General features: G+C 63.8%; 20 protein-coding genes and 1 tRNA gene. 1 reads left to right on the top strand and 20 read right to left on the bottom strand.

Annotated elements, in window-relative coordinates; genetic code table 11:
* Positions 1 to 3: 3 nt before the first annotated feature.
* The 18 genes from atpA to argS form a co-directional block, all read right to left on the bottom strand.
* The gene (atpA, locus tag ACTXG5_RS13485; RefSeq protein ID WP_445164109.1) at positions 4 to 1,686 is read right to left on the bottom strand and encodes a F0F1 ATP synthase subunit alpha; all 1,683 of its coding nucleotides are present in this window, start codon (positions 1,684 to 1,686) and stop codon (positions 4 to 6) included.
* 44 nt (positions 1,687 to 1,730) lie between these two features.
* Complete coding sequence (locus ACTXG5_RS13480; RefSeq protein WP_445164108.1) at positions 1,731 to 3,071, bottom strand: F0F1 ATP synthase subunit B/delta; 1,341 nt, start codon at positions 3,069 to 3,071, stop codon at positions 1,731 to 1,733.
* Positions 3,072 to 3,077: 6 nt separating this feature from the next.
* The gene (locus tag ACTXG5_RS13475; protein WP_445164107.1) at positions 3,078 to 3,581 is read right to left on the bottom strand and encodes a F0F1 ATP synthase subunit B; all 504 of its coding nucleotides are present in this window, start codon (positions 3,579 to 3,581) and stop codon (positions 3,078 to 3,080) included.
* A 9-nt stretch (positions 3,582 to 3,590) separates the two neighbouring features.
* Positions 3,591 to 3,839, bottom strand: a complete 249-nt coding sequence (locus tag ACTXG5_RS13470) for a F0F1 ATP synthase subunit C (protein WP_156671142.1) — start codon at positions 3,837 to 3,839, stop codon at positions 3,591 to 3,593.
* 82 nt (positions 3,840 to 3,921) lie between these two features.
* Positions 3,922 to 4,680, bottom strand: a complete 759-nt coding sequence (gene atpB / locus ACTXG5_RS13465; protein ID WP_445164106.1) for a F0F1 ATP synthase subunit A — start codon at positions 4,678 to 4,680, stop codon at positions 3,922 to 3,924.
* Positions 4,673 to 5,131 carry an ATP synthase subunit I gene (locus ACTXG5_RS13460; RefSeq protein ID WP_445164105.1) on the bottom strand — a complete coding sequence of 153 codons (459 nt, stop codon included), beginning with the start codon at positions 5,129 to 5,131 and terminating at the stop codon, positions 4,673 to 4,675. Before ACTXG5_RS13460 ends, atpB begins: the two co-directional genes overlap by 8 nt.
* Before the next feature lie 224 nt (positions 5,132 to 5,355).
* The gene (locus ACTXG5_RS13455; protein WP_445164104.1) at positions 5,356 to 6,576 is read right to left on the bottom strand and encodes a glycosyltransferase family 4 protein; all 1,221 of its coding nucleotides are present in this window, start codon (positions 6,574 to 6,576) and stop codon (positions 5,356 to 5,358) included.
* A gap of 41 nt (positions 6,577 to 6,617) precedes the next feature.
* On the bottom strand, positions 6,618 to 7,271 hold the full coding sequence (locus tag ACTXG5_RS13450) for an L-threonylcarbamoyladenylate synthase (RefSeq protein WP_445164103.1): 654 nt from the start codon (positions 7,269 to 7,271) through the stop codon (positions 6,618 to 6,620).
* Positions 7,264 to 8,112 (bottom strand): peptide chain release factor N(5)-glutamine methyltransferase, encoded by an 849-nt coding sequence (prmC, locus tag ACTXG5_RS13445; protein WP_445164102.1) that lies wholly within the window; start codon positions 8,110 to 8,112, stop codon positions 7,264 to 7,266. The genes ACTXG5_RS13450 and prmC overlap by 8 nt, the downstream gene beginning before the upstream one ends.
* Complete coding sequence (gene prfA / locus ACTXG5_RS13440) at positions 8,109 to 9,182, bottom strand: peptide chain release factor 1 (protein ID WP_313863734.1); 1,074 nt, start codon at positions 9,180 to 9,182, stop codon at positions 8,109 to 8,111. Before prfA ends, prmC begins: the two co-directional genes overlap by 4 nt.
* 120 nt (positions 9,183 to 9,302) lie before the next feature.
* The gene (rpmE, locus tag ACTXG5_RS13435; RefSeq protein WP_445164101.1) at positions 9,303 to 9,545 is read right to left on the bottom strand and encodes a 50S ribosomal protein L31; all 243 of its coding nucleotides are present in this window, start codon (positions 9,543 to 9,545) and stop codon (positions 9,303 to 9,305) included.
* Between the two features lie 184 nt (positions 9,546 to 9,729).
* Positions 9,730 to 11,304 carry a fatty-acid--CoA ligase FadD1 gene (fadD1, locus tag ACTXG5_RS13430; RefSeq protein ID WP_445164100.1) on the bottom strand — a complete coding sequence of 525 codons (1,575 nt, stop codon included), beginning with the start codon at positions 11,302 to 11,304 and terminating at the stop codon, positions 9,730 to 9,732.
* A gap of 22 nt (positions 11,305 to 11,326) precedes the next feature.
* Entirely contained in the window at positions 11,327 to 13,225 is a 1,899-nt protein-coding gene (gene rho / locus ACTXG5_RS13425) for a transcription termination factor Rho (protein ID WP_445164099.1), read from the bottom strand.
* A 266-nt stretch (positions 13,226 to 13,491) separates the two neighbouring features.
* The gene (thrB, locus tag ACTXG5_RS13420; protein ID WP_445164409.1) at positions 13,492 to 14,427 is read right to left on the bottom strand and encodes a homoserine kinase; all 936 of its coding nucleotides are present in this window, start codon (positions 14,425 to 14,427) and stop codon (positions 13,492 to 13,494) included.
* A 19-nt stretch (positions 14,428 to 14,446) separates the two neighbouring features.
* Positions 14,447 to 15,532 carry a threonine synthase gene (gene thrC / locus ACTXG5_RS13415; protein WP_445164098.1) on the bottom strand — a complete coding sequence of 362 codons (1,086 nt, stop codon included), beginning with the start codon at positions 15,530 to 15,532 and terminating at the stop codon, positions 14,447 to 14,449.
* Positions 15,529 to 16,854, bottom strand: a complete 1,326-nt coding sequence (locus ACTXG5_RS13410) for a homoserine dehydrogenase (RefSeq protein WP_445164097.1) — start codon at positions 16,852 to 16,854, stop codon at positions 15,529 to 15,531. Before ACTXG5_RS13410 ends, thrC begins: the two co-directional genes overlap by 4 nt.
* A 3-nt stretch (positions 16,855 to 16,857) precedes the next feature.
* On the bottom strand, positions 16,858 to 18,237 hold the full coding sequence (gene lysA / locus ACTXG5_RS13405; protein WP_445164408.1) for a diaminopimelate decarboxylase: 1,380 nt from the start codon (positions 18,235 to 18,237) through the stop codon (positions 16,858 to 16,860).
* A gap of 35 nt (positions 18,238 to 18,272) precedes the next feature.
* The gene (gene argS, locus ACTXG5_RS13400; protein ID WP_445164096.1) at positions 18,273 to 19,925 is read right to left on the bottom strand and encodes an arginine--tRNA ligase; all 1,653 of its coding nucleotides are present in this window, start codon (positions 19,923 to 19,925) and stop codon (positions 18,273 to 18,275) included.
* A gap of 127 nt (positions 19,926 to 20,052) precedes the next feature.
* Here argS and ACTXG5_RS13395 point away from each other — a divergent pair.
* Positions 20,053 to 20,128: transfer RNA gene (locus ACTXG5_RS13395), tRNA-Arg, on the top strand.
* A gap of 290 nt (positions 20,129 to 20,418) precedes the next feature.
* On the opposite strand, the gene ACTXG5_RS13390 is transcribed toward ACTXG5_RS13395, so the two are convergent.
* A complete protein-coding gene (locus ACTXG5_RS13390; protein WP_445164095.1) occupies positions 20,419 to 21,033 on the bottom strand; it encodes a hypothetical protein in 615 nt (204 codons plus the stop codon).
* A gap of 84 nt (positions 21,034 to 21,117) precedes the next feature.
* Entirely contained in the window at positions 21,118 to 22,281 is a 1,164-nt protein-coding gene (locus tag ACTXG5_RS13385) for a hypothetical protein (RefSeq protein ID WP_445164094.1), read from the bottom strand.
* Between the last annotated feature and the right edge of the window lie 217 nt (positions 22,282 to 22,498).

Genomic DNA, 22,498 nt, shown 5'->3' with positions numbered 1-22,498 from the left:
TAGCTACTTCTTGTCCTTCTTGTCTTTCTTGGACTCGCTTTTGGTGTCCTTGTCCTGAGGTTCGGCCTTTTTGACCTTCACCGATTCTTTTTTGTCCGCGTCCTTGGCCTCGGCATGCTCGTCGGGTACCACCGATCCACCGCCCGTTGCCGCGAAGCCCTTCTTGAAGTGGTTGATGACCTCGGTGAGCGCGTTCTCGTTTTCCTCACTGAGCTTCTGGCTCGTGCGGATCTCTTCGAGGATCTTTTCTTCGGAGCCCCGGATGTGGTCCAGCAGTTCGGTTTCGAACCGTTTGACATCCTCGACCGGCACCGAGTCCAGGTGCCCACCGGTTCCCAGGAACATGGAAACCACTTGTTCCTCGACGGGCATCGGCTGGTTTTGCGGCTGCTTGAGCAGTTCGACCAACCGCGCGCCCCGCGCCAACTGCGCCTTCGATGTGGCGTCCAGATCAGAAGCAAAGGCCGCGAAGGATTCCAATTCGCGGTATTGCGACAGGTCCAAACGGAGACTTCCTGCCACCTCTTTCATCGCCTTGATCTGCGCGGCGCCGCCGACCCGGGACACCGAGACGCCGACGTTGATGGCCGGCCGCACACCCTGGTTGAACAAGTCGGTTTCCAGGAAGCACTGCCCGTCGGTGATCGAGATGACGTTGGTCGGGATGTAGGCCGAGATGTCGTTGGCCTTGGTCTCGATGATCGGCAAACCGGTCAGCGAACCAGCACCGAGCTCGTCGGAGAGTTTTCCGCAGCGCTCCAACAACCGCGAGTGCAGATAGAACACGTCACCGGGATAGGCTTCGCGACCGGGCGGGCGGCGCAGCAGCAGCGAAATCGCGCGGTACGCCTCGGCCTGCTTGGTCAAGTCGTCGAAGACGATCAGCACGTGCTTGCCCTGATACATCCAGTGCTGGGCGATCGCCGAACCGGTGTACGGCGCAAGCCATTTGAAGCCCGCGGCATCCGATGCCGGCGCCGCGACGATGGTGGTGTAGTCCATCGCGCCGCCCTCTTCCAGAACGCGGCGGACGGAGGCGATCGTGGTGCCCTTTTGCCCGATGGCCACGTAGACGCAGCGCACCTGCTTTTTCTCGTCGCCCGTCTCCCAGTTCTGACGCTGGTTGAGGATGGTGTCGACACAGACAGTGGTCTTGCCGGTCTTGCGGTCGCCGATGATCAGCTGACGCTGGCCCCGGCCGATCGGTGTCATCGCGTCGATGGCCTTGATCCCGGTCTGCAGCGGCTCCTTGACGCTCTGCCGCTCCACCACCGACGGCGCCTGCAGCTCCAGCGCGCGGCGCTTCTCGGCGTCGATGTCGCCGCCGCCGTCGATCGGCTGGCCGAGGGGGTTGACCACCCGCCCCAGGAACGCGTCGCCGACGGGGACCGACAGGACTTCACCGGTGCGCTTGACCTGCTGGCCTTGTTCGATCTTCTCGAAGTCACCGAGGATCACCGTGCCGACGCTGTGCTCATCGAGGTTGAGGGCCACGCCGAGGACACCGCCCGGGAACTCAAGCAGCTCCTGGGTCATCACCGATGGCAAACCCTCGACGTGCGCGATGCCATCCCCGGCGTCGAGGACCGTGCCGACCTCCTCGCGTGAGGTGTCGGAGGTGAAGGAATCTACATACTCTTCGATCGCACTCTGGATGTCATCAGCGGAGATTGTCAACTCGGCCATAGCTTTTCGTCTTCCTACTTCGGTTATTGCTGACTAGTTCGTGTTCAGTCGGGCAGATGAGCCTCGGCCGCAGTGAGACGAGACGAGAGCGTACCGTCGATCACTTCGTCGCCCACGGAGATCAGGAGCCCACCCAGCAGTGCGGCGTCGGTCTGCAGCTGCACGGCCACCGGATGACCATAGATGCGGCTGAGCACCTCGGTGAGGCGAGTGCGCTGAGCATCGCTGGGCTCGGCCGCCGCAGTCACCTGGGCGACGACTTCGTTGCGTCGTGCCACCGCCGCTTCGGCCAAGAACATCACGGCGTCGTCGGCCGACTGACCTCTCAATAGCTCGATAGTCTGCGCCAGCAATGAGTTCGTAATCCTGTTGCTCCTGCCGGTCGCGCTTTGGAGCACACTGCGCAACAACCCGACTCGGCCTTCCGCCGGAGCCCCGTACTCGCCCAGGAGGACGGCGAGGCGCGGCTGGGCCTCGAGGATCCGGGCGAACCGGAACAACTGGTCTTCGACTTCGTCGACCCGATCCTCGCGTGCGGCAACTTCCAACAACGCTTGCCGCGCCACGTGTTCGACGGCATCGACGAGATCGGCGTTGGCAGACCAGCGCTCCGAGACGGCTGCTCTTAGCAGCTCCAGAGTGGGATCGCCGACTTTGCCGGATAGCAGCCGCTCGAGCAACCTGACCCTGGGCGCGGCGTCTTCGGAAGGCAGGGTGAGATACCGGGTGACGACGAGTTCGCCGGCCAGCATTTTGGCTACCGAAACCAGCTCACCGGCAAGCTTTTCCAGTCCTTGATTGTCGAGATCTTTGGCTATGGCGTCGAAACGGTCGGTGACGCTTTTCAGCGCCTCACGACTTGCCGAACGCAGCCTCGCCATCAAGGGGTACTTGACGTCGGCCGCCGCAGGCGCCATGGCATCGAGCTCGTCCAGGAAGCGATCGACAGTGGCCGACTGCTGGTCCGCGTCGGCGACATAGTTGCGCACCAATCCTTCTGCCTGGCGCACAGATTCGTGCCCGAGCTCCAGACGAAGCTGGCGGCTCAGCTGTGCCCGCAGCAGCTCAACTTGGCGTCCACCCTGTGTTTTGATGCGCTCCGCGTCGATCTCGGCCTGGGCCTGTAGCTGTTCGGTAATCCGTTCCGCGTCTACCTTGGCCTCTTCGACGACCCGCTCTGCATCCGACTTGGCCGCTTCCACAGCCTTGCTATGGGCGGTGGTCGACTCAGTCAGCCGCTCGGCGGCCGCCGAGGAATCATCCAACTGCTGGCGCACAGCGTTCTGTCGAGCCGCCATCAAATTGCGCACCGGCGGCACGACATAGCGCACTACCAACCACACGATGGCCGCGAATCCGACCAGCTGACCGATAAATGTCGACATTCGTAATTACCTCGTCGCGGCTGAGGTAGTGACGTCGACGCCGAGGATCCGGCTGGCCAGTGTCGCCGACATCGTCGCCACGTTGGCACGCAAATCCAACTCCACGGTGTCCCTCTCCCGCTTCAATTGCTCGCCAGCCTGCTGCAATGTCACGAGCACCTGCTGCTCGGCATGGGCACGCGCGTCGTCGACGACCTTACGGCCTTCCGCCCGGGCGTTATCCCGGAAGGACGACGCCTGAACTCGGGCGTCCTTCATCGCTTTCTCGTAATCGGCCTGCGCGGCTTCGAATTGCTCCGTCGCCTTCTTGCTGTCGGCAACGGTCTTGGCGACCATCGCGTCACGTTCACGCAAGACCCTCGTTATCGGCGGCACCACAAAAGTGCCGATGACGCCGAGCACCACAAGGAAAATGGCCAGCACGAAGAAGAAGGTGCCGTTCGGAACGAGGAAGTTGTTACTTCCCGCAGCCTGGCTGGATGCCAGAACACTCAGGGTCGCGTCGCCCATCACTGCGAACTAGGTGCCGACGGGGGTGGCGAAGACGAACAGCGCCATGAATGCCAGGTTGATGAAGTAGGCCGCCTCAACCAGACCGACGGTGATGAAGAACGGTGTGAACAACCGTCCTTGCGCCTCGGGCTGCCGTGCGATACCCGCAACCAATGCGTTACCGGCAATGCCGTCACCGATGCCGGCGCCGATTGCGCCGCCACCCATGATCAGCCCACCGCCGATGAGAGCAGCAGCAGCGACTTGGGGGTCCAGGGCCATTCTATCCTCCTTTGTTCTGGTAGTGGTCTACCAGGCTCCTGTAATGGTTTGTGGCTCAAAACAATTCATGATGGTCTCAGTCATGGTGATCCTCAAGCTCCATGGCTTGACTGAAATACAAGATGGTCAGAATCGAGAAGATGAACGCCTGGATTGCGCCGACGAACAAGTCGAACGCCTTCCAGATCGCGTTGGGCGCCCACATGATGTAGGGCGGGAAGAGTGCGATCAGCGCGACCAGGATACCGCCGGCAAAGATGTTGCCGAAAAGTCGCAGTGACAACGAGATTGGCTTCGCAAGCTCTTCGACCAGGTTGATCGGCGCCAGGAAAGCCACATGTCCCTTGAGCACCGCGAGCGGGTGTCCGACGATGCCGCGACGCCAGATGCCGGCCACGTGGTAGCTGACAAACACGAAAAGGGCCAGTGCCAGCACATAATTGATATCCGCCGCTGCGGAGCTGAGTAACTCGGTGGTGCGCCCGGATTTCTCGGTGTACTGCAGCGGCAGCACCGACAGCCAGTTCGAGATCAAAATGAACACGAAGATGGTGACCGCCAGCGGCAACACAAACGGCGCGATCCGCATCCCGATGGCGCCTTCGATCTGGTCGCGCATCTGGACCGTGATGGCCTCCCAGAACAACTGGACTCCACTGGGCACGCCGGTCGAGGTGATCTTCGCGCGCAGATAGAACGCCAGCGCGAGGACGACCACCGCAGCGATGGCCGTCGACAGGATCGTGTCGGTGTTGACGGTCAGCCCGAGCCAGGTGGCGTGCTTGTGCTCGCCGACCTCGATTGCGGATTCGGCCAGGAACGTCATATCAGTCATCGCTGGTCGTACTTCCTTCCGAGCCTTCCGATTCCGCCCAATCGCCGGTGCGCAGTTTCTTCCACACCGGCAATGCGGTCGAAAGCACCAACAGCACCTGGAACAGTGCCAGGCCAAAGACCACGCCCACCCCGGCGGGCCGGAAAATATAGGCGATGATCAACCCGATGACGGTGATGATCGCCAGCCGGGTTGCCGAGTTGATCGCCATGGAACTTTTCATCGGATGTTCTTTGGCGGTTATCGACGAAACCGAGCGACGCACCAGAAGAGCGTTGAGCAAACCCAGCAGCAATCCGATGCCGAAGAACACTCCGACCATGAGGTGACCGGAGAAACCGGCGGCAGCTATCGCCACCGCCGTGATCGCACCGCTGATCACCAGGAGTCGGGCCGGACGGAAAGCAACAGAGGGGAACACCAACGGCGCGTCCTGCGCTGGTGTCGTCACTGCAGCACCTCAATCCGGATTGATGGAGCGGAAAACTTCCGACCGACTGATCGGTGGCCCGCCGAGCGTATCGCACGTCACACTGGAATCACTCAAGGGGTAGCTCCCTCTGTCGGTCGTGAATCGGCACTATCGGGAAGCCATCCGACGGGCCGATTGGCCGGCAACCCTCAAGATTCATTTTGGGGTTCTACCAGCACCGTACCATAAGGTCAGCGCTACTACTACTCCTCGTCGTAGTAGTCGTCGCGGCGGCGCAAGAGCGGTATCGCCGTAGCCACGCCGGCCACCACAATGGCGCCCAACATGACCGCGCCGGTGTCGCGCGGGTTGAAAAAGATCGTGCTGGCGGCACCGAACGCGACGATGCCGACCCATAAATAGATGAGCAGTACTACTCGGCGATGCGAATGACCGATCTGCAGCAACCTGTGGTGCAAGTGCATCTTGTCGGGGCTGAACGCGCTGCGGCCCGCACGGGTGCGTCGCACGATGGCCAACAGCAGGTCGAGCATCGGCACGAACATCACCGCAACCACCAGTAGGAACGGTGACAGCAGAGCAAATACGTCGCGGGCACCGTAGGCGTTTTGCGAGATCGGGCCGGCCGCGGTCGTAGAGGCGGCAGCAAGCATCAAGCCGATGAGCATCGAGCCAGAATCGCCCATGAAGATCTTGGCGCGATGGAAGTTGTGCGGCAGAAAGCCGAGACAGGCCCCCGCCAACACGACCGAAATGACGGCGGGCGGATAGAACAACACGTCGCCGCCATGGTCACGCAGCAGGCCGACCGAGAAGATGCAGATCGCCAACGCCGTGATGAGTCCCAGCCCGGCAGCCAATCCATCGAGTCCGTCGACGAAGTTCATCGCGTTCACGATCGACACCGTCAGCGCCAGGGTGAGCAGGATGGACGAGGCCTGGTCCAGCACGATGGTGCCGACGCCCCCGAACGGGATGTACAGCACGCTCCAGGCAACACCCATGGTGACCAGCACGCTGGCCGCGGTGATCTGGCCGGCGAACTTCGTCAGGGCATCCAGGCCCCAACGGTCGTCGATGAGTCCGATACCCATGATCACGGCGCCGGCCACCAGAACCGCAGGCATACCAGTGGAATAGACGAACCCGCGTGTGAGCGCGGGGAGCTGGGATGCCAAAAACACGGCCGAGATAACACCGACGAACATCGCCAGCCCGCCCATGCGTGGGGTCGGCGTCACGTGCACATCACGTTCCCGCGGATAGGCGACCGCTCCCAGCCGGGTGGCCAGCACCCGCACGGGTCCGGTCACGAAGTAGGTGATGATCGCCGCGGTCAGTCCGACCAACGCAAGCTCGCGCAGCGGTACCCCGGCGCCGCGATCCGAGAGTGCGTGCAGACCGGTGGCAAGGCTGGCTAGACCGCCGGCTGGGTCGCTAGACACCACGAGACCGTACGCCACCTTCCTGAGACCTCAACCCTCGCTTCGTTTCCGGTCCGCCGCTAGGCGATCAACCGTCCTGGGTCCATTCCGAGTACTTCCGCGATGCGCTCGACACTCACCGGTCCGGCTCGCAGCAGGCGCGGGGCGTCTCCGGTGAGATCGACGATTGTGGAAGCGGCCTGCTGTTCGGAGGGTCCCGCATCGAGATAGACGTCGACGAGATCGCCGAGTTGGCTGTGCGCCTCGGCGGCGTTCACCGCAGGCGGGTGACCGGAGATGTTGGCGCTGGATACGGCCATCGGCCCCACCTCGCGCAATAGCTCGATGGCGACCGGGTGCAGCGGCATCCGCAACATGACAGTGCCACGGGCATCGCCGAGATCCCATTGCAACGACGGCGCTTGTGCCACTACCAGGCTCAGGGCGCCAGGCCAGAACGCGCGAATCAGTTCGCGGGCCCCGTCCGGCACGGTGTAGACCAAGCCCTCGATGGTGTGCCAGGAGCCCACCAGCACGCCCACCGGCATGTCGCGTCCGCGTCCCTTCGCCGACAACAGCGCAGTCACGGCGGTGTTGTCGAATGCGTCGGCGCCGATGCCATACACCGTGTCCGTCGGCATCACGACCAGTCGGCCGCCCTTGAGCGCACCTACCGCCGAACTGATTCCGGCCGAACGCTGTTCGGGTTCAGCACAATTGAAGGTCTCAGTCACGGGCGCCCCTCCGACGGGCCGTCACGAATCTTGGCCGCCCGGTCAGATCTCGCCGAGCCTGGACTTCTTCGAAAAGTCCGGTGTCCTCGATCAATTCGACAGTCCGCGACGACGTGGTGTCATCGTGCTCGACGGCGAACAGGCCGCCGGGGCGCAGCCAGCGTCCGGCGAGGCCGACCACTGCGGCGATCACCGCCATCCCGTCCGGGCCACCGAACACCGCGTGCGGCGGATCATGCTGGGCGACTTCGGGTTCCAGCGGGGCGCTGTCGGGCACGTAGGGCGGATTGGCCACCACGAGGTCGACTCGTCGGTCGAGCTCGGGAAGCAGGCCCGGTGTGGTGACATCGGCGGGTAGGAGTTCGACGGCGGTGCCCTCGATGTTGCGACGTGCGTAGTCCATGGCCGCGTCGGAGTCATCGATGCCGATGACCCGCGCCGCCGGCCAGTGCCGGGCTAGCGTCACCGCTAAGGCACCGGATCCGGTGCACACATCGACAATCACCGGCTCAGCTGCGAGGCGCTGCGCGGTGGCCCACTCCAAGATGGCCTCGGTCTCCGGGCGCGGGATGAAAACGCCGGGACCGACGTGCAGCACCGCCGGCCCGAATGCCGCCGTCCCGGTGAGATGCTGCAACGGCACGCGCCGCGAGCGCGCAGCGACGACGTCGTGGTATCGCACGAAGAACTCGTCATCGATTGACTCGATCAGGGTCAGCCGGCCCCGCTCGGTACCTGCCACGTGAGCGGCCAAGTGCTCGGCATCGCAACGCGCAGAATCGATTCCGGCTTCGGCGAGCAACGCCGCAGCAGAGTCGATTGCGCGCCGCAGGACAGTCATGCCTGTTGCAACCGGGATTGTCTGTCCGCGGCGCTCAGCGCGTCGAAGAGCGCATCCAGGTCGCCGTCGAGAACTTGGTCGAGATTGTGTGACTTGTAACCGATGCGGTGATCGGTGATTCGGTTCTCGGGGAAGTTGTAGGTGCGAATGCGTTCGCTGCGGTCCACCGTGCGGATCTGGCTGGCCCGGTCGGCCGAGGCGTCGGCGGTAGCCTGCTCCTCGGCCAATGCCTGAAGTCGAGCGGCCAGCACCAGCATGGCACGGGCCTTGTTCTGCAGCTGGGACCGTTCGTTTTGGCAAGTGACGACTATCCCGGTGGGCAGATGGGTGATTCGTACCGCGGAGTCGGTGGTGTTGACACCCTGCCCGCCTTTGCCGGATGACCGGTAGACGTCGATGCGCAGATCCGATTCGTCGATCTGTACCTCAGTGACTTCCTCGGGTTCCGGGTAGACCAGCACGCCGGCCGCCGAAGTGTGAACGCGGCCTTGGGATTCCGTCACCGGGACCCGTTGTACCCGGTGCACCCCGCCCTCGAACTTCATGCGCGACCAGACTCCGTCGACCGCGTCGCCCTTGCTGGCGATAGTGAGCGTGGCATCCTTGTATCCGCCGAGATCCGAGGTGGTTTCGTCCAACACCGTCACCGACCAGCCATGCCGCTCGGCGTAGCGGATGTACATCCTGGCCAGGTCGGCAGCGAACAGTGCCGATTCTTCGCCGCCCTCACCGGACTTGACTTCCAGCACGATGTCGTCGGCGTCATGGGGGTCGCGCGGCGACAGCATGTCGGTGAGCTGGGTATCCAGCTCGGCCACGCGTGCTTCGAGTTCGACGACCTCGTCGGCGAACGACTCATCGTCGGCGGCCAGTTCGCGTGCGGCCCCCAGGTCGCCGCGGGCCGACTCCAGCTTGCGATGCGTGGCAACGATCGGGGCCAGGCGGGCGAAGCGGCGGCCGGCCTTGCGTGCCTCGTCGGGATTGCTGTGCAGCTCGGGGTCCGCCAGTCGCTGCTCAAGTTCGGCGTGTTCGGCGAGCAGCACGTCAATCGTCTGCACCGGCTGCGCCATCACACACCTCCTCCACCGTTGTTGCCCTGCTGATCAGACTCCGCGAGCTTATGTGCCGCAAACGCGAACCGACGCCCGGCCTGCGCAACGTCGTGCGCAGTTCGGGCGTCGGTAAGGCAGCTATTTGTCGGTCGATTCAGGCTTGTCAGCCCCGCCCTTCCGCTTTCCGTAGCGCTTCTCGAAGCGCGCCACGCGGCCACCGCTGTCAAGGATCTTCTGCTTGCCGGTGTAGAACGGGTGGCACTGCGAGCAAACCTCGACGACGATGCGACCACCATCTTTGGTGCTACGCGTCTCGAACGTGTTGCCGCACCCGCAGAGCACCGTGGTCTCCGCGTAGCCGGGATGAATGTCAGCTTTCATGATGTCCTCTTCGATCGTTTGTCGCTCTGGTTCCCCGTAGGGATCCGGCCATTGGCCGCGAACTCAGAACCTCAACCGGCTCTGGGCAGTCGACGCTCGATTATGCCAGGTCAACCACCTTCTCCCCAAACACCGAGATGCGCGCACACATTCCCGGCGACGGGTGTGGCTCGAGTGTCGCGGGTCAGGCCGTCGTGTAGGCCCTGCTTTGCCCGTTGCGCGTCCACAGCAGGCCGCCCTCGGGAGCCGCGCCGCGTGCTGTGAGCTCCCGCTTGAGGACCTTGTTGGTCGCCGTGGCCGGCAGCCGATCGGTGAGCCAGACATAGCGTGGCCAGGCCTTGGGTGACAAGTCGGGCTGACCAGCCAAAAACCGGCTGAACTCGTCGGGAGTGATGTCGGCGTCGTCCTGCAGGACAATCGCCGCCATCACCTGGTCACCGACGTGTTCGTCGGGGACCGCGTACACCGCCACCTGGCTGATCGGCGTCAAGCGTTGCAGGATCCGCTCGATGGGCGCGGTGGTCATGTTCTCGCCGTCGACGCGCAGCCAGTCGCCACTGCGTCCGGCGAAGTAGATCCAACCGTCAGCGTCCTTGTACCCGAGGTCCCCCGACCAGAACATGCCGTGGCGCAGCCGGGCGTCGGTGGCTTCCTTGTCGTTGTAATAACCGGCGAACAAGCCCCCGCCCGTGGTGTTGACGATCTCACCGGTCGCCTCCTCGGCGTTCGTCAGGGAGCCGTCCACAGTGAATGCCGCGACCGGACACTCGGTGAGTGTCTCCGGGTCGTAAATTGCGACTCCGGCAAGACCTCGCCCCAGTGACCCCGGCGGGCAACCGTCTTCCGGAAAGATGTAGATCGCGCCCTCAGTCGACCCGAAGCCGTCCCAGACCCTGCAGCCGAACCGTCGACTGAATTCGGCGGTATCACGCTCGCTGCCCTCATTGCCCATCGCGACGCGCAGCGGGTTGTCGCGATCATCGGGTTGCTCCGGCGTCGCGAGCACGTACGCGAGCGGTTTGCCCACGTAGTTCATGTATGTCGCCCCGTAATGGCGCAAATCGGCCAGCAGCCCAGACGCCGAAAAAGTCGCGGGGACCATGGTCGCACCGGCGCACACCGCCGCGCTCCACCCCGCCAGCAGAGCATTGGAGTGAAAAAGCGGCATCGACATGTAGCAGACGTCGGCGGCATCGATACCGAATCGCGCTACCAGCGCCGGACCGGCGAACAACACGACCAGGTGCGGTATCTGTACCGCCTTCGGCTCGCCACTGGTGCCCGAGGTGAAGATCATCATGAAGGTGTCGGTCGGCACGACCTCGCGATAGGGAATCAGCGGCCGGGCACCCTCACGCTGCTCCGACCAGGACTCGTCGGACACGTCGAACACCTGCACACCCGGCAGTTCCAGCCCGTCCAGCAAACCTTTGTGGGCTGGATCGGTGAGCAGGATCTGGCAGTCGGCCCGCAAAATATCCCTGGCCAGTTCGGCGCCGCGGCGGGTGTCGTTGATTCCGCACAACACGTATCCGCCGAGCGCGGCCGCAGCCATCGCGGTCAGCATCTCGGGGGTGTTACCGAGCAACGTGCCCACGTGCAGCGGGCGGGCCGGATCGGCGACGCCGATCAGGGCGGCGGCAGTATCGGTGGCCTCGGCCAGATGTTCTCGCCAGGTCCAGACTCGGTCGCCGTACTTCAGCGCCGGCGCGTCCTGCGCCAAGCGTTCACGAAGTAATTGCTGAAGCGTCTCCGCCACAACTTGCGAGGCTAGTCGTCGGCTAGTCGTTGTCCATGGAACCCGGCGTTGTCTTAGACACCTGCACCAGGAACTCGTAATTGGTCTTCGTCTTGCGCAGCTGCGACATCAGCAGGTCGATGGCCTGGTGGGAGTCCAGACCCGACAGCACGCGGCGCAGCTTGTGCACGATGCCGAATTCGTCGGGCGACAGCAACAACTCGTCTTTACGGGTGCCGGACGGGTTCACATCGACTGCGGGGAACACACGGCGTTCGGAGATCTTGCGGTCCAGCTTGAGCTCGGCGTTACCGGTGCCCTTGAACTCTTCGAAGATGACCGTGTCACCGGTGGACCCGGTCTCGACCATCGCGGTAGCGATGATCGTCAGCGAGCCGCCTTCCTCGATATTGCGTGCAGCACCGAGGAATCGCTTGGGCGGGTACAGCGCAGTGGAGTCGACACCACCGGAAAGGATCCGGCCCGACGCGGGTGACGCGTTGTTGTACGCGCGGCCCAGGCGGGTGATCGAGTCCAGCAACACCACCACATCTTTGCCCTGCTCGACGAGCCGCTTGGCGCGCTCGATGGCCAGCTCGGCGACCGCCGTGTGGTCTGTCGGCGGCCGGTCGAAGGTCGAGGCGATAACCTCGCCCTTGACCGAGCGCGTCATGTCGGTGACCTCTTCAGGGCGCTCGTCGACGAGCACGACCATCAGGTGGCATTCCGGGTTGTTCTTGGTGATCGCGTTGGCGATGTCTTGCAGGATCGTGGTCTTACCCGCCTTGGGCGGAGACACGATCAGGGCGCGCTGCCCCTTGCCGATCGGCATGATCAGGTCGATGACCCGGGTGGTCAGCCGGTCCGGAGTGGTCTCCAAACGAAGACGCTGATTGGGGTAGAGCGGTGTCATCTTGGTGAAATCAGGACGCTTCCTGGCGTCTTCGACCGGTCCGCCGTTGACGCTGTCCAGACGGACCAGCGGGTTGAACTTCTGCCGCTGGTTCTGCTGCTCGCCGTCTTTGGGCACCCGAACCGCACCGGTCACCGCATCTCCGCGGCGCAGGCCGTTCTTGCGCACCATATTCATGGACACGTAGACATCGTGCGGACCGGCCAGATAACCGGATGTACGCACGAACGCGTAATTGTCGAGGACGTCAAGGATGCCGGCTACCGGCTGGACGACATCGTCCTCGCGCAGTTCGGCTTCACCGCCACCGCCGCCGCCGCCGCCTTCGCCGGACCGTTCGCCACGGCGCCTGCGGTCGCGGAACCGACGTCCCCGCCGGCCACCACGGCCGTCACCGTCATCGTCTTGCTGATTCGAGCCGCCGCGGTTCTGCTGGCCACCCGAGCTCTGTTGGTCGCGGTCACCGTTCTGATCACCCGCATCCGATGCGCGCTCGTCGGTCTTGGTATCCCGTTGGCCCGCGTCGCGGTTGTCGGACTCTCTGGCCCTGCCATTGCGGTTCTTCGAGCTCCCGCGGTCCGCCTCATCAGCGGTGCGGGTGGCCGATCCCGCTTCGCGGGAGGCGCCGCGCCGTTCCCGGGGCGAACCCCCCTCGGTCGGCGAATCCTTCTGTTCCCCTTGGGCGGCCGGTGCTTCGGCTTGGGCGGCCGGTGCTTCGGCACTATTTTTTTCTTGGTTTTTGTCTTGGTCGGAGTTGCCACTGTCCTCGGATGGGGCGGCGCCGGCGGAAGTGCCGTCGGCCTGTCCCCTAGTTTCCTTGATCGCGGCAATGAGTTCGTTCTTACGCATACCCGACGTCCCCTTGACGCCGGCTTGATTAGCCAGCGCACGCAACTCGGGCAGCACCATGGTGGACAGGGAGCCGGTCGAGGCGTTGGTTTTGACGCCTGGAGTGTCGGTGGTCACGGCGTCCGACGGCTGATTGCTGTCGGTGCTTTCGTCAGCCGTGAACAGGTCCGTATCAGTCACGGATTTCCTTTCTTCCCCCGCTGATCACGTCATAGGGGGGTTCGTTGCATTCAGCCAAATTGCCGAGTGCGCCCAATCATCGACTCTGCAACGGTGATCGCCTGGATGGGCGGAGAAAAAGGCGAACCTCGTCCACGAGAAGAATTGGTGTTGTCCCAGCGGCAAGGCAGTATGTATGCAGATGCAGATGCTGCGATTGCTGGACGGGTCCGAGGATAGCCCGCATCTGTGTTGGAAGCAAGCAAACCCTCCGGTGAGCCTGTGGATTAACGGGCGACTCTGACGCCCGGACTCCAGCGAACTCGTTCGCCGGGTGCCAGCTCAGTGACGGTAAATCCGTTGGCAGCGCCGTAGTCCAACGCCTCCGCGGGCAACTCCGACTGTGTGGTCAGTGCAATCACCGACGGACCCGCCCCCGAAAGCGCCGCTGACGTATTAAGACGCCGCAGCAGCCGCAAATATTCCGCCGACGCCGGCATCGCGGGTGCCCGTTGTGGTTGATGAAGGACGTCTTCGGTGGCCGCCATCAGCAGATCCGGGCGCTTGGTCAGCGCGACGACCAGCAATGCGGCGCGGCTGACGTTGAACCTTGCGTCCTCATGACTGACCTGGACGGGCAGCAGCACCCGAGTCTCCGCGGTCGATGAGCGCTCCTGGGGGATCGCGCAGAACAGTCGGATATCGGGATGCAGTGCCAGCGACACCGCCGAGTAATCGGGTGCATCCCCGGTCCGGTCGATCCACGAAACCACCGCACCGCCCAGCACTGCGGCGGCGGCGTTGTCGGGATGGCCCTCGAACTCCGAGGACAGCTGGATCAGCTGCGCTTCGCTGAGTGGGGTTGAATCCGTCTGTGCGACAAGGCCATTGACTGCAGCAAGACCGCTGACCACCGCGGCCGCCGACGAGCCGAGGCCGCGGGAATGCGGGATGGCGTTGCGACAGCGCACGATCATGCCGGGGGCACGGACGCCGACAGCTTGTAACCCGCGCTCGATGGCGCGCACCACCAGGTGTTCGGGTCCCAGCGGTACCTGATCGGCGCCCTCCCCCTCGACCTGTACAACCAACCCGGAATCGATTGTCTCCAGGACGATCTCGTCGTACAGACTCAATGCCAGACCGATGCTGTCGAAACCCGGGCCAAGATTGGCGCTGGACGCCGACACCACGGCGCTGGCCACCAGCCCAGCGGGCAGCATCTGATTCACCGGCAAACGCTCACGAGACTAGACCCAACTTCTCCACGACGAGCGCGGGATCCACCGGCAGCGCGGACACAGTCGGCATATCCTTCAGCGCCGTGTCGGGGTCCTTGAGGCCGTTGCCCGTCACCGTGCACACGACGGTCGATCCACGGGCTACCCAACCGTCGTCGACGGCCTTGAGCAGACCCGCAATGCTGGCCGCGGACGCGGGCTCGACGAAGACGCCTTCGGACTGGGCCACCAGATGGTATGCCGCCAGGATCTCCTCGTCGGTTGCGGCCAGGAAGCGCCCGTTGGATTGCTGTTGTGCCGCAACCGCGGCCGTCCACGACGCCGGTGAACCGATGCGGATCGCGGTGGCGATGGTCTCGGGGTTCTTCACCGGCTTGCCATGTACCAACGGCGCCGCGCCCGCGGCCTGGGTTCCCAGCATGCGGGGCAGCTTCTCGAACACGCCCTCCTGGTGGTACTCGGTGTAGCCCTTCCAGTACGCGGTGATGTTCCCGGCGTTGCCGACGGGAAGCGAATGCACGTCCGGCGCGGTGCCCAGTGCATCCACGATTTCGAACGCCGCCGTCTTCTGGCCCTCGATGCGCACCGGGTTGACCGAGTTGACCAACGAGATCGTCGGGAAGTCGGCGGCCATCTTGCGGGCCAGCTCCAAGCAGTCGTCGAAGTTGCCGTCGATCTGAATGATCTTGGCGCCGTGCATAACCGCCTGCGCCAGCTTGCCCATCGCGATCTTGCCCTGCGGTATCAACACCGCACAGGTGATGCCGGCGCGCGCAGCGTATGCCGCAGCCGACGCCGAGGTGTTTCCGGTCGAGGCACACAACACGGCCTGCTGCCCGCGGGCCACCGCGTCGGTGACCGCCATCGTCATCCCCCGGTCTTTGAAGGAGCCGGTGGGGTTGAGGCCCTCGACCTTGAGGTGGACTGTGCAGCCGGTCTTTTCCGAGAGCCGGGTCGCGGCGATCAGCGGAGTATTGCCCTCGAGCAGGGTGATCGGCGTCCAATCGTCGCCGACCGGCAATCGGTCGCGATAGGCCGCGATCAGTCCCGGCCAGGGTTTGTGGATGGCGGTTCGCGGCGTGCTCATAGGGTGGTTCCTTCTAATCTCAGCACGCTTGCCACACTCTGCACGACGTCCAAATCAGCCAGCGCATCGACGGTTTCGGAGAGTGCAGCGTCGGTGGCGCTGTGCGTGACCACGACGATCCGGGCCCCCACCCGACGTCCCCCGTCGTCCACCACGCCTTCCTGACGGACCTCGGCGATGCTGACCTCGCGCTTGGCGAATTCTGCTGCCACCGAGGACAGTACGCCGGGCCGGTCGGCGACGTTCATGCTGACGTAGTAGCGGGTGGATATGAAACCCATTGGTGCGATGGGCAGTTCAGCGTATTTGGATTCCTTCGGTCCGCGGCTGCCCAGCACCCGGTTTCTGGCGGCCATTACCAAGTCGCCGGTCACCGCTGATGCGGTGGGCGCCCCGCCGGCCCCCTGGCCGTAGAACATCAGCCGGCCCGCCGCCTCGGCCTCGACCACCACCGCGTTGAACGCGCCGCTGACCGTGGCCAGCGGATGCGACAGCGGAACCAGCGCCGGGTAGACGCGCGCCGAGACCCGTTGCTGCCCGTCGTCGGTGGTGATCCGCTCGCAGATGGACAGCAGCTTGATGGTGCAGCCCAACGCATGTGCGGACGCGAAGTCGGCCGGGGTGATCTTGGTGATGCCTTCGCGATAGACGTCATCGGCGGTCACCCGGGTGTGGAAGGCGATGGATGCCAGAATCGCCGCCTTGGCCGCGGCGTCGTAGCCCTCGACATCGGCGGTGGGATCGGCCTCGGCGTAACCCAGCGCGCTCGCGTCGGCCAGGGCGCTCTCGTAGTCGGTGCCGGTGCTGTCCATCGCGGAAAGGATGTAGTTGGTGGTGCCGTTGACGATGCCGGCCACCCGCACCACCGTGTCACCGGCGAGCGACTGGGTGAGCGGACGAATGACCGGAATCGCGCCGGCGACGGCCGCCTCGAAATACAAATCGACGTGCGCATTTTCGGCTGCTTGCGCCAATTCCCCAGTGGAGGTCGCCAACAACGCCTTGTTCGCCGTGACAACGGACTTGCCGTGCTCGAGCGCGGTCAGGATTGCCTTGCGGGACGGCTCGACCGGCCCCATCAATTCGACGACGATATCGACGTCTTCCCGCGACGCGAGCGCTTCGATGTCGTCGGTAAGGAGTTCGACGGGGACGCCACGGTCGGGGGCCACACGACGGACCCCGATGCCGCGCAGCGCAAGAGGCGCGCCGATACGGGCCGCGAGATCGTCCGCGCTCTCCTCGATGATGCGGACAACCTCGCTGCCGACGTTGCCGAACCCGAGTACCGCTACGCCGACTGGCTTTTCATTGCCTGACACAGTTCACCTCACTTCCAGACTCAGCAGATCGTCGACCGTCTCCCGGCGCAGGATCAGGCGGGCCCGCCCATCGCGAACCGCGACCACGGCGGGCCGGCAGATCATGTTGTAACGGCTCGAGAGCGAATAGCAGTAGGCACCGGTCGCGGCCACTCCCAGCAGGTCGCCCGGTCCCAGGTCGCCGGGTACCCATGTGTCGCGCACGACGATATCGCCACTCTCGCAGTGCTTTCCAACGATGCGGGCCAGCGTCGCCGGCGCGTCGCTGATCCGCGACACCAACCGGGCGTCGTACTGCGCGTCATAGAGCGCGGTACGGATGTTGTCGCTCATGCCGCCGTCGACGCTGACGTAACGTCGGTGCGCCGTCGTGCTGACCTCGACGTCCTTGACGGTGCCGACTTCGTAGAGCGTGATCGTCCCCGGACCGGCGATGGCCCGCCCGGGCTCCACCACCAGCCGTGGCGTGGGCAGACCAACGGCCGCCGACTCGTTGGTGATGATCGTGGTCAGCTTGGCCGCCAGTTCGGCCATCGGGGGCGGATCATCGGACGCCAGGTACGAAATGCCCAGGCCGCCACCGAGGTCGACGGTGGAGATCTGGGCGGTCCTGGCCACCCCGAACTGACTAACGACCTCCTGCAGCAGGCCGAGGACACGGCGCGCGGCGAGTTCGAAGCCGGCGACGTCGAAGATCTGCGAACCGATATGGCTGTGCAACCCGACCAGCCGCAGGTGATCGGCGGCGAATACCCGCTCCACCGCTGCCATCGCCGCCCCGCCGGCTACCGACAGTCCGAACTTCTGGTCCTCATGCGCGGTGGAGATGAACTCATGGGTGTGCGCCTCGACACCAACCGTGAGACGAACAAAGACGTCCTGGACGACGCCCGCCTCCCCCGCGATAGTTTTGAGTCGTTCGATTTCTGTCATCGAGTCCACAACGACATGGCTCACACCAGCTTTGACTGCGGTCGTCAACTCCGGGACGGATTTGTTGTTGCCGTGGAAGGTAATCCGCTCCGGCGGGAAGTTTGCGTGCAGCGCAACGGCCAATTCTCCGCCGGTGCACACGTCGAGCGAGAGGCCTTCCTCGTCGATCCAGCGCGCTATCTCGCTGCACAGGAAGGCTTTAGCGGCGTAGTGGACGTTGGCGCCGCCGCCGAATGCCGCCGCGATCTCTCGGCACCGAGAGCGAAAGTCGTCCTCGTCGATGACGAAGAGCGGAGTGCCATACTCCTGGGCAAGATCAGTCACCGCGATTCCGGCAATGACGGCTTCCCCGGCATCGCTGCGAACCATGTTGCGCGGCCAGACATTCGGCGCCAAAAGCAGCAGATCCTCCGGGGACTGCGGCCGGGGCGGGCTGTCCGTGTGACGGATCTCTTCGGCGTGCCGGGGACCGGCGGGATGGACGTTCACATTCTCTCCGGGGCGCTGACGCCGAGTATTGCCAGACCGTTGGCGATGACCTGGCGGGTGGCCTGGCACAGCGCGAGACGCGCGATGTGCAGGTCGCTCGGTTGTTCATCGCCCTGGGGCAAGACCCGGCATGAGTCGTAGAACCGGTGGTAATCACCGGCGAGGTCTTCGAGGTAACGGCAGATCCGGTGTGGTTCGCGCAGGGACGCGGCGGTGTCGAGTACCCGCGGGAACTCTCCGATAGTGCGCAGCAGCGCACCTTCTTTGTCATGGCTGAGCAGTTCGAGGTGCCCGGTGTCGGGGATGAGGCCGAGTTCGGCAGCGCTACGGGCCAGCGCGGAAAGCCGGGCATGCGCGTATTGCACGTAATAGACCGGGTTTTCATTGGACGCCGAGGACCACAGCGCTAGGTCGATATCGATCGGGGTGTCCACCGACGAGCGAATCATGCTGTAGCGCGCGGCATCCACGCCCAGCGCCTCGACCAGGTCGTCGAGCGTGATCACGGTCCCGGCGCGCTTACTCATCCGGACCGGCTGCCCGTCGCGAACCAGGTTCACCAGTTGACCGATGAGCACCTCGACCGTGGCCGGGTCGTCTCCGAAGGCGGCAGCCACCGCCTTGAGCCGCGCGATATACCCATGGTGGTCGGCACCCAGCATGTAGATGCACAAGTCGAAACCGCGCTGCCTCTTGTCCAGGTAATAGGCGATGTCGCCGGCGATATAGGCCGGCTTGCCGTCACTCTTGATCACGACGCGATCTTTGTCGTCGCCAAAAGCACTGGTACGCAACCAGGTTGCGCCGTCCTTCTCGTAGATGTTGCCGGTGTCGCGAAGCTTTGCGATGGCCTGGTCGACGAGGCCACCGATGTGCATGGAGTCTTCATGGGTGAAGACGTCGAAGTCCGTGCCGAATTCGTGCAACGACTCTTTGATGTGGGTGAACATCAAGTCGACACCGATTTCGCGGAACGTCTCGTGCATCTCGGTGTTGGACAGGCTGAGTGCGTCGGGCGCCTTTTCCAGCACCTGCGCGGCGATGTCGGTGATGTAGCTGCCGGCGTAGCCGTCTTCCGGGGTCGATTCCCCTTTGGCCGCGGCGATCAGCGAGCTGGCGAAGCGGTCGATCTGGACGCCGTGGTCGTTGAAGTAATACTCGCGCACCACGTCGGCGCCCTGGGTGGTGAGCAACCGGCCCAGCGCATCGCCGACGGCGGCCCAGCGGGTACCGCCGATGTGAATCGGCCCGGTCGGATTGGCCGAGACGAATTCCAAGTTGATATTGGTGCCGGCCAGCGCGTCGGAGTGACCGAAGCGGTCGCCGCCATCGATGACGTCGCTGACGACCTTGGCTTGCGCCGACGCCTCGAGGCGCAGGTTGATGAAGCCCGGTCCGGCCACTTCCGCCGAGGCGACACCGTCGGCCTGGGCCAGCGCCTCGGCGAGCCATCCGGCCAGTTCACGCGGGTTGGCGCCGACCTTCTTGCCCAGCTGCAACGCCAGGTTGCTGGCGTAATCGCCGTGCTCGGGAATACGGGGCCGCTCCACAGTGACCGTCGCAGGCAGCGCGGACACGTCGAGACCATGCTCGGCCAGCACCGCGGCAGCGGTGATTCGGAGCAGCTCAGCCAGGTCAGCGGGGGTCACGAGCGTCCATCCTATTGGTTAGCGTGCCTACGCCCCGAATCCATTGGGGTGACGAAGCGGCGACCGGGATGGGTTAGTCTGTCCCGGACAGTTTCAAGCCCCAATGGCGCAGTATTGATACCAGTGCGCCCCCGTAGCTCAGGGGATAGAGCGTCTGCCTCCGGAGCAGAAGGCCGCAGGTTCGAATCCTGCCGGGGGCACCAAAGTTTTAGCAGGTCAGAAGATGTTTTTGGCCCCGGTCGCAGGCCCGTTGCTATCCAGTGGCTATCTCGATTCTCGCAGGTCAGCTGAAACCCTGTTTGCTGAGCGAGTCAATCAAGTGCGGCAGCCCATGCTGCCCGCGTCACTGAAGATTTGCGGCCTGGCAGGCTGCCGATATGTCGCTCATCTCACCCCTGGAGGTCCGGCCCTACGTCACGACAGGGCTCGGGCGCATCGAGGGGAAGAGGGTGTCTTCGGGCTAGCGCTCCGTGACCGTGCGCGAATCGACCGCTCAAAACGTCCAACTGCGTTGGGGATTGAGGACGAAGCCATGCCGTTGGGCAGTGTCGTCACCGTGGTTTTGGCTGAATCCTTCAATCACTATGCACGCGACGAGAGAATTCTGAACACCGCAGGTGATCTGATCGCCGCCCATCAGGGTCCCCCCAGCACCCAGTATCACCTTCTCGCCCGATGCCAGCGGCTTCCCATTGAGCTTGTCGGAATCGGGGGGCGCGCCCTGGTCGAAAGCTGACCTATGGTCCCCCGCATAGACCTGGTTTGCTGGGTGATCGAGTCCGGGAATCGCTCCGAAACAGAACGCCGCTGTATCTCCCAGGCTGCTCCACATCGAGCACTGCAATCCCGTCGGGCTGGTAAACGTTGCCAAGACGTAGGAGCGGGATAATTCGTGACTGTGCGACACGTCGGTGAACCCAGTTAAGTCCGGAAATCCGGGCGGCGGCGGAGACAGAGGCCCCGGCTCAGTTGTAGCTACCGGAACCACTGCGGGTGCTCGCCCCACAGCGGGACTCATCGTTGCCCGCCCGGCGACCACGGCGGCGGCAGTCACGATCGTTGCGGCGGCCAATGCGATGATGGCCCGCCCCCAGGGCGCCCTGCTCATCCTCACCACGCACCTCTCTTTACCGCCGCCGACCCCAGGGCATAACTCTGCTGAATGTTCGTAATTCGCTTGGCGCAGTGGCACTTATCCCGAGGGCTTCCCGGTGAGGCACCCGTATGCGACCAGTAGCAGGTTAGCTACCTTCTTGTCTGGGTCTTTTTTCCATTTGTCAATGATCTGGTTGACCATTGGTTCGTAGCTTTTCTGCTCCGTGTAAGTCTTTGGGTCGTAACCCCAGTACCGCAACGTGATTCCGCCGACCTGCTGTGCAGCCAAGTTCTGCATGACATAGATGACTTTGGGATCGTTCTGGAAGTCTCCGGTACCGATGGGGCCGGTGTTAATCATCACGTTGGGCTTGATATTTTTAGCCAACGTAAAGCCGGCGACGAACGTGTTGAACAGGTCGTCGAGCGTCTTTATGTCGGATTGCTGCGCCCACGACTTCTCGACCTTTTCCACCGCAACCGCCAGGACGTGTAAATGCTGGTTAGGTTTTTGGGGCGTGGTGTTGGCGACTTCCTGGATCTTGTCCAGCGTCATCGTCAACCACCCGTCCTTATAAAGCCCGGCACCGAGCTTGATCGAGCGCTGGACATTCGTCAGCACTAGCGGTTCTGGATTGCTCCCCAAGACGCCCGGGTGGCCTTGGGAGCGGGTGTGATAGCCGAGGGCGGCCGCCTCCGCGAGTTGGGGCATGGTCAGGGCCATGGTCTCTTCTTGCACCATCCCATTGCCAAAGACACCGCCGCCGAGATCATGGTTGGCGAAATCGACCCAAACCTCGTCGCCAGCGTAGTTATAGTGACCCCCAGCCTCAGGCGTTAGGGTGACGACGTTGTTCTTGAACGGACTGGCGAAATATTTCGGGTAAAACGCTGGGTCGCCGGACGTTTTCGAGAGGTCGAACCGATAGTCTCCTAGATTTTTCAGGCCGTACAGCGATGCATTGCTCGTGAAAGGCTGCGGCAATAAATCAGCCAAGGCAGTCTTAAGGATCCAGGCCTTCTTGGCGGCTCTCTGCTCCTTCGATGTGTCCGTCAGCGCCTCTTTCTCGAGGTGGTCGATCTTTCCCTGAAGGTTGGCCGGAAACGGGATGGCAAACGCTGTTGTGCTCTGGTCTGGGTCCGGGTCTGCCAGCGAGCAAGCAGGCGGTCCGAAGCATGTCGTCGCGGCAAACACCGCAACGGCGGATCCAAAGGCCAAGGCTGGTACAAGAAAACGTCGACGCAGTCTCGGCGACTCCATTGCTACTCCTAGCTCGTCGTGGCGCTGATCCGTGTGCTGGCAGTGTCCGTACGTGACCTGCCCGCAGGGCCGTGGACAGCCACTGCGATCGCGCGCAGAACCCACAACATACGTGCCCCGCGTTGTCGCCGCTGGCTTTCTAAGGATTGCGCCGGTGCCCTTTGGGCGAATCGGCGAGCTAACATCGACGATTCGAGTTCCGCCCGAACACTATTCG

The organism is Mycobacterium sp. Dal123C01 (genome assembly GCF_052566995.1).
The sequence above is the reverse complement of the archived record's forward strand: the minus strand, read 5'-3'. Positions and strand labels throughout refer to the sequence as shown.

Bases quoted from the DNA above. Each gene is read 5' to 3' on its own strand.
- atpA (WP_445164109.1), bottom strand. From the start codon at position 1,686: ATGGCCGAGTTGACAATCTCCGCTGATGACATCCAGAGTGCGATCGAA.
- ACTXG5_RS13480 (WP_445164108.1), bottom strand. From the start codon at position 3,071: ATGTCGACATTTATCGGTCAGCTGGTCGGATTCGCGGCCATCGTGTGG.
- ACTXG5_RS13475 (WP_445164107.1), bottom strand. From the start codon at position 3,581: ATGGGCGACGCGACCCTGAGTGTTCTGGCATCCAGCCAGGCTGCGGGA.
- atpB (WP_445164106.1), bottom strand. From the start codon at position 4,680: ATGACTGATATGACGTTCCTGGCCGAATCCGCAATCGAGGTCGGCGAG.
- prmC (WP_445164102.1), bottom strand. From the start codon at position 8,112: ATGACTGTCCTGCGGCGCGCAATCGACTCTGCTGCGGCGTTGCTCGCC.
- prfA (WP_313863734.1), bottom strand. From the start codon at position 9,182: ATGGCGCAGCCGGTGCAGACGATTGACGTGCTGCTCGCCGAACACGCC.
- rpmE (WP_445164101.1), bottom strand. From the start codon at position 9,545: ATGAAAGCTGACATTCATCCCGGCTACGCGGAGACCACGGTGCTCTGC.
- thrB (WP_445164409.1), bottom strand. From the start codon at position 14,427: ATGCTGCCCGCTGGGCTGGTGGCCAGCGCCGTGGTGTCGGCGTCCAGC.
- thrC (WP_445164098.1), bottom strand. From the start codon at position 15,532: ATGAGCACGCCGCGAACCGCCATCCACAAACCCTGGCCGGGACTGATC.
- ACTXG5_RS13390 (WP_445164095.1), bottom strand. From the start codon at position 21,033: ATGAGCAGGGCGCCCTGGGGGCGGGCCATCATCGCATTGGCCGCCGCA.
- ACTXG5_RS13385 (WP_445164094.1), bottom strand. From the start codon at position 22,281: ATGGAGTCGCCGAGACTGCGTCGACGTTTTCTTGTACCAGCCTTGGCC.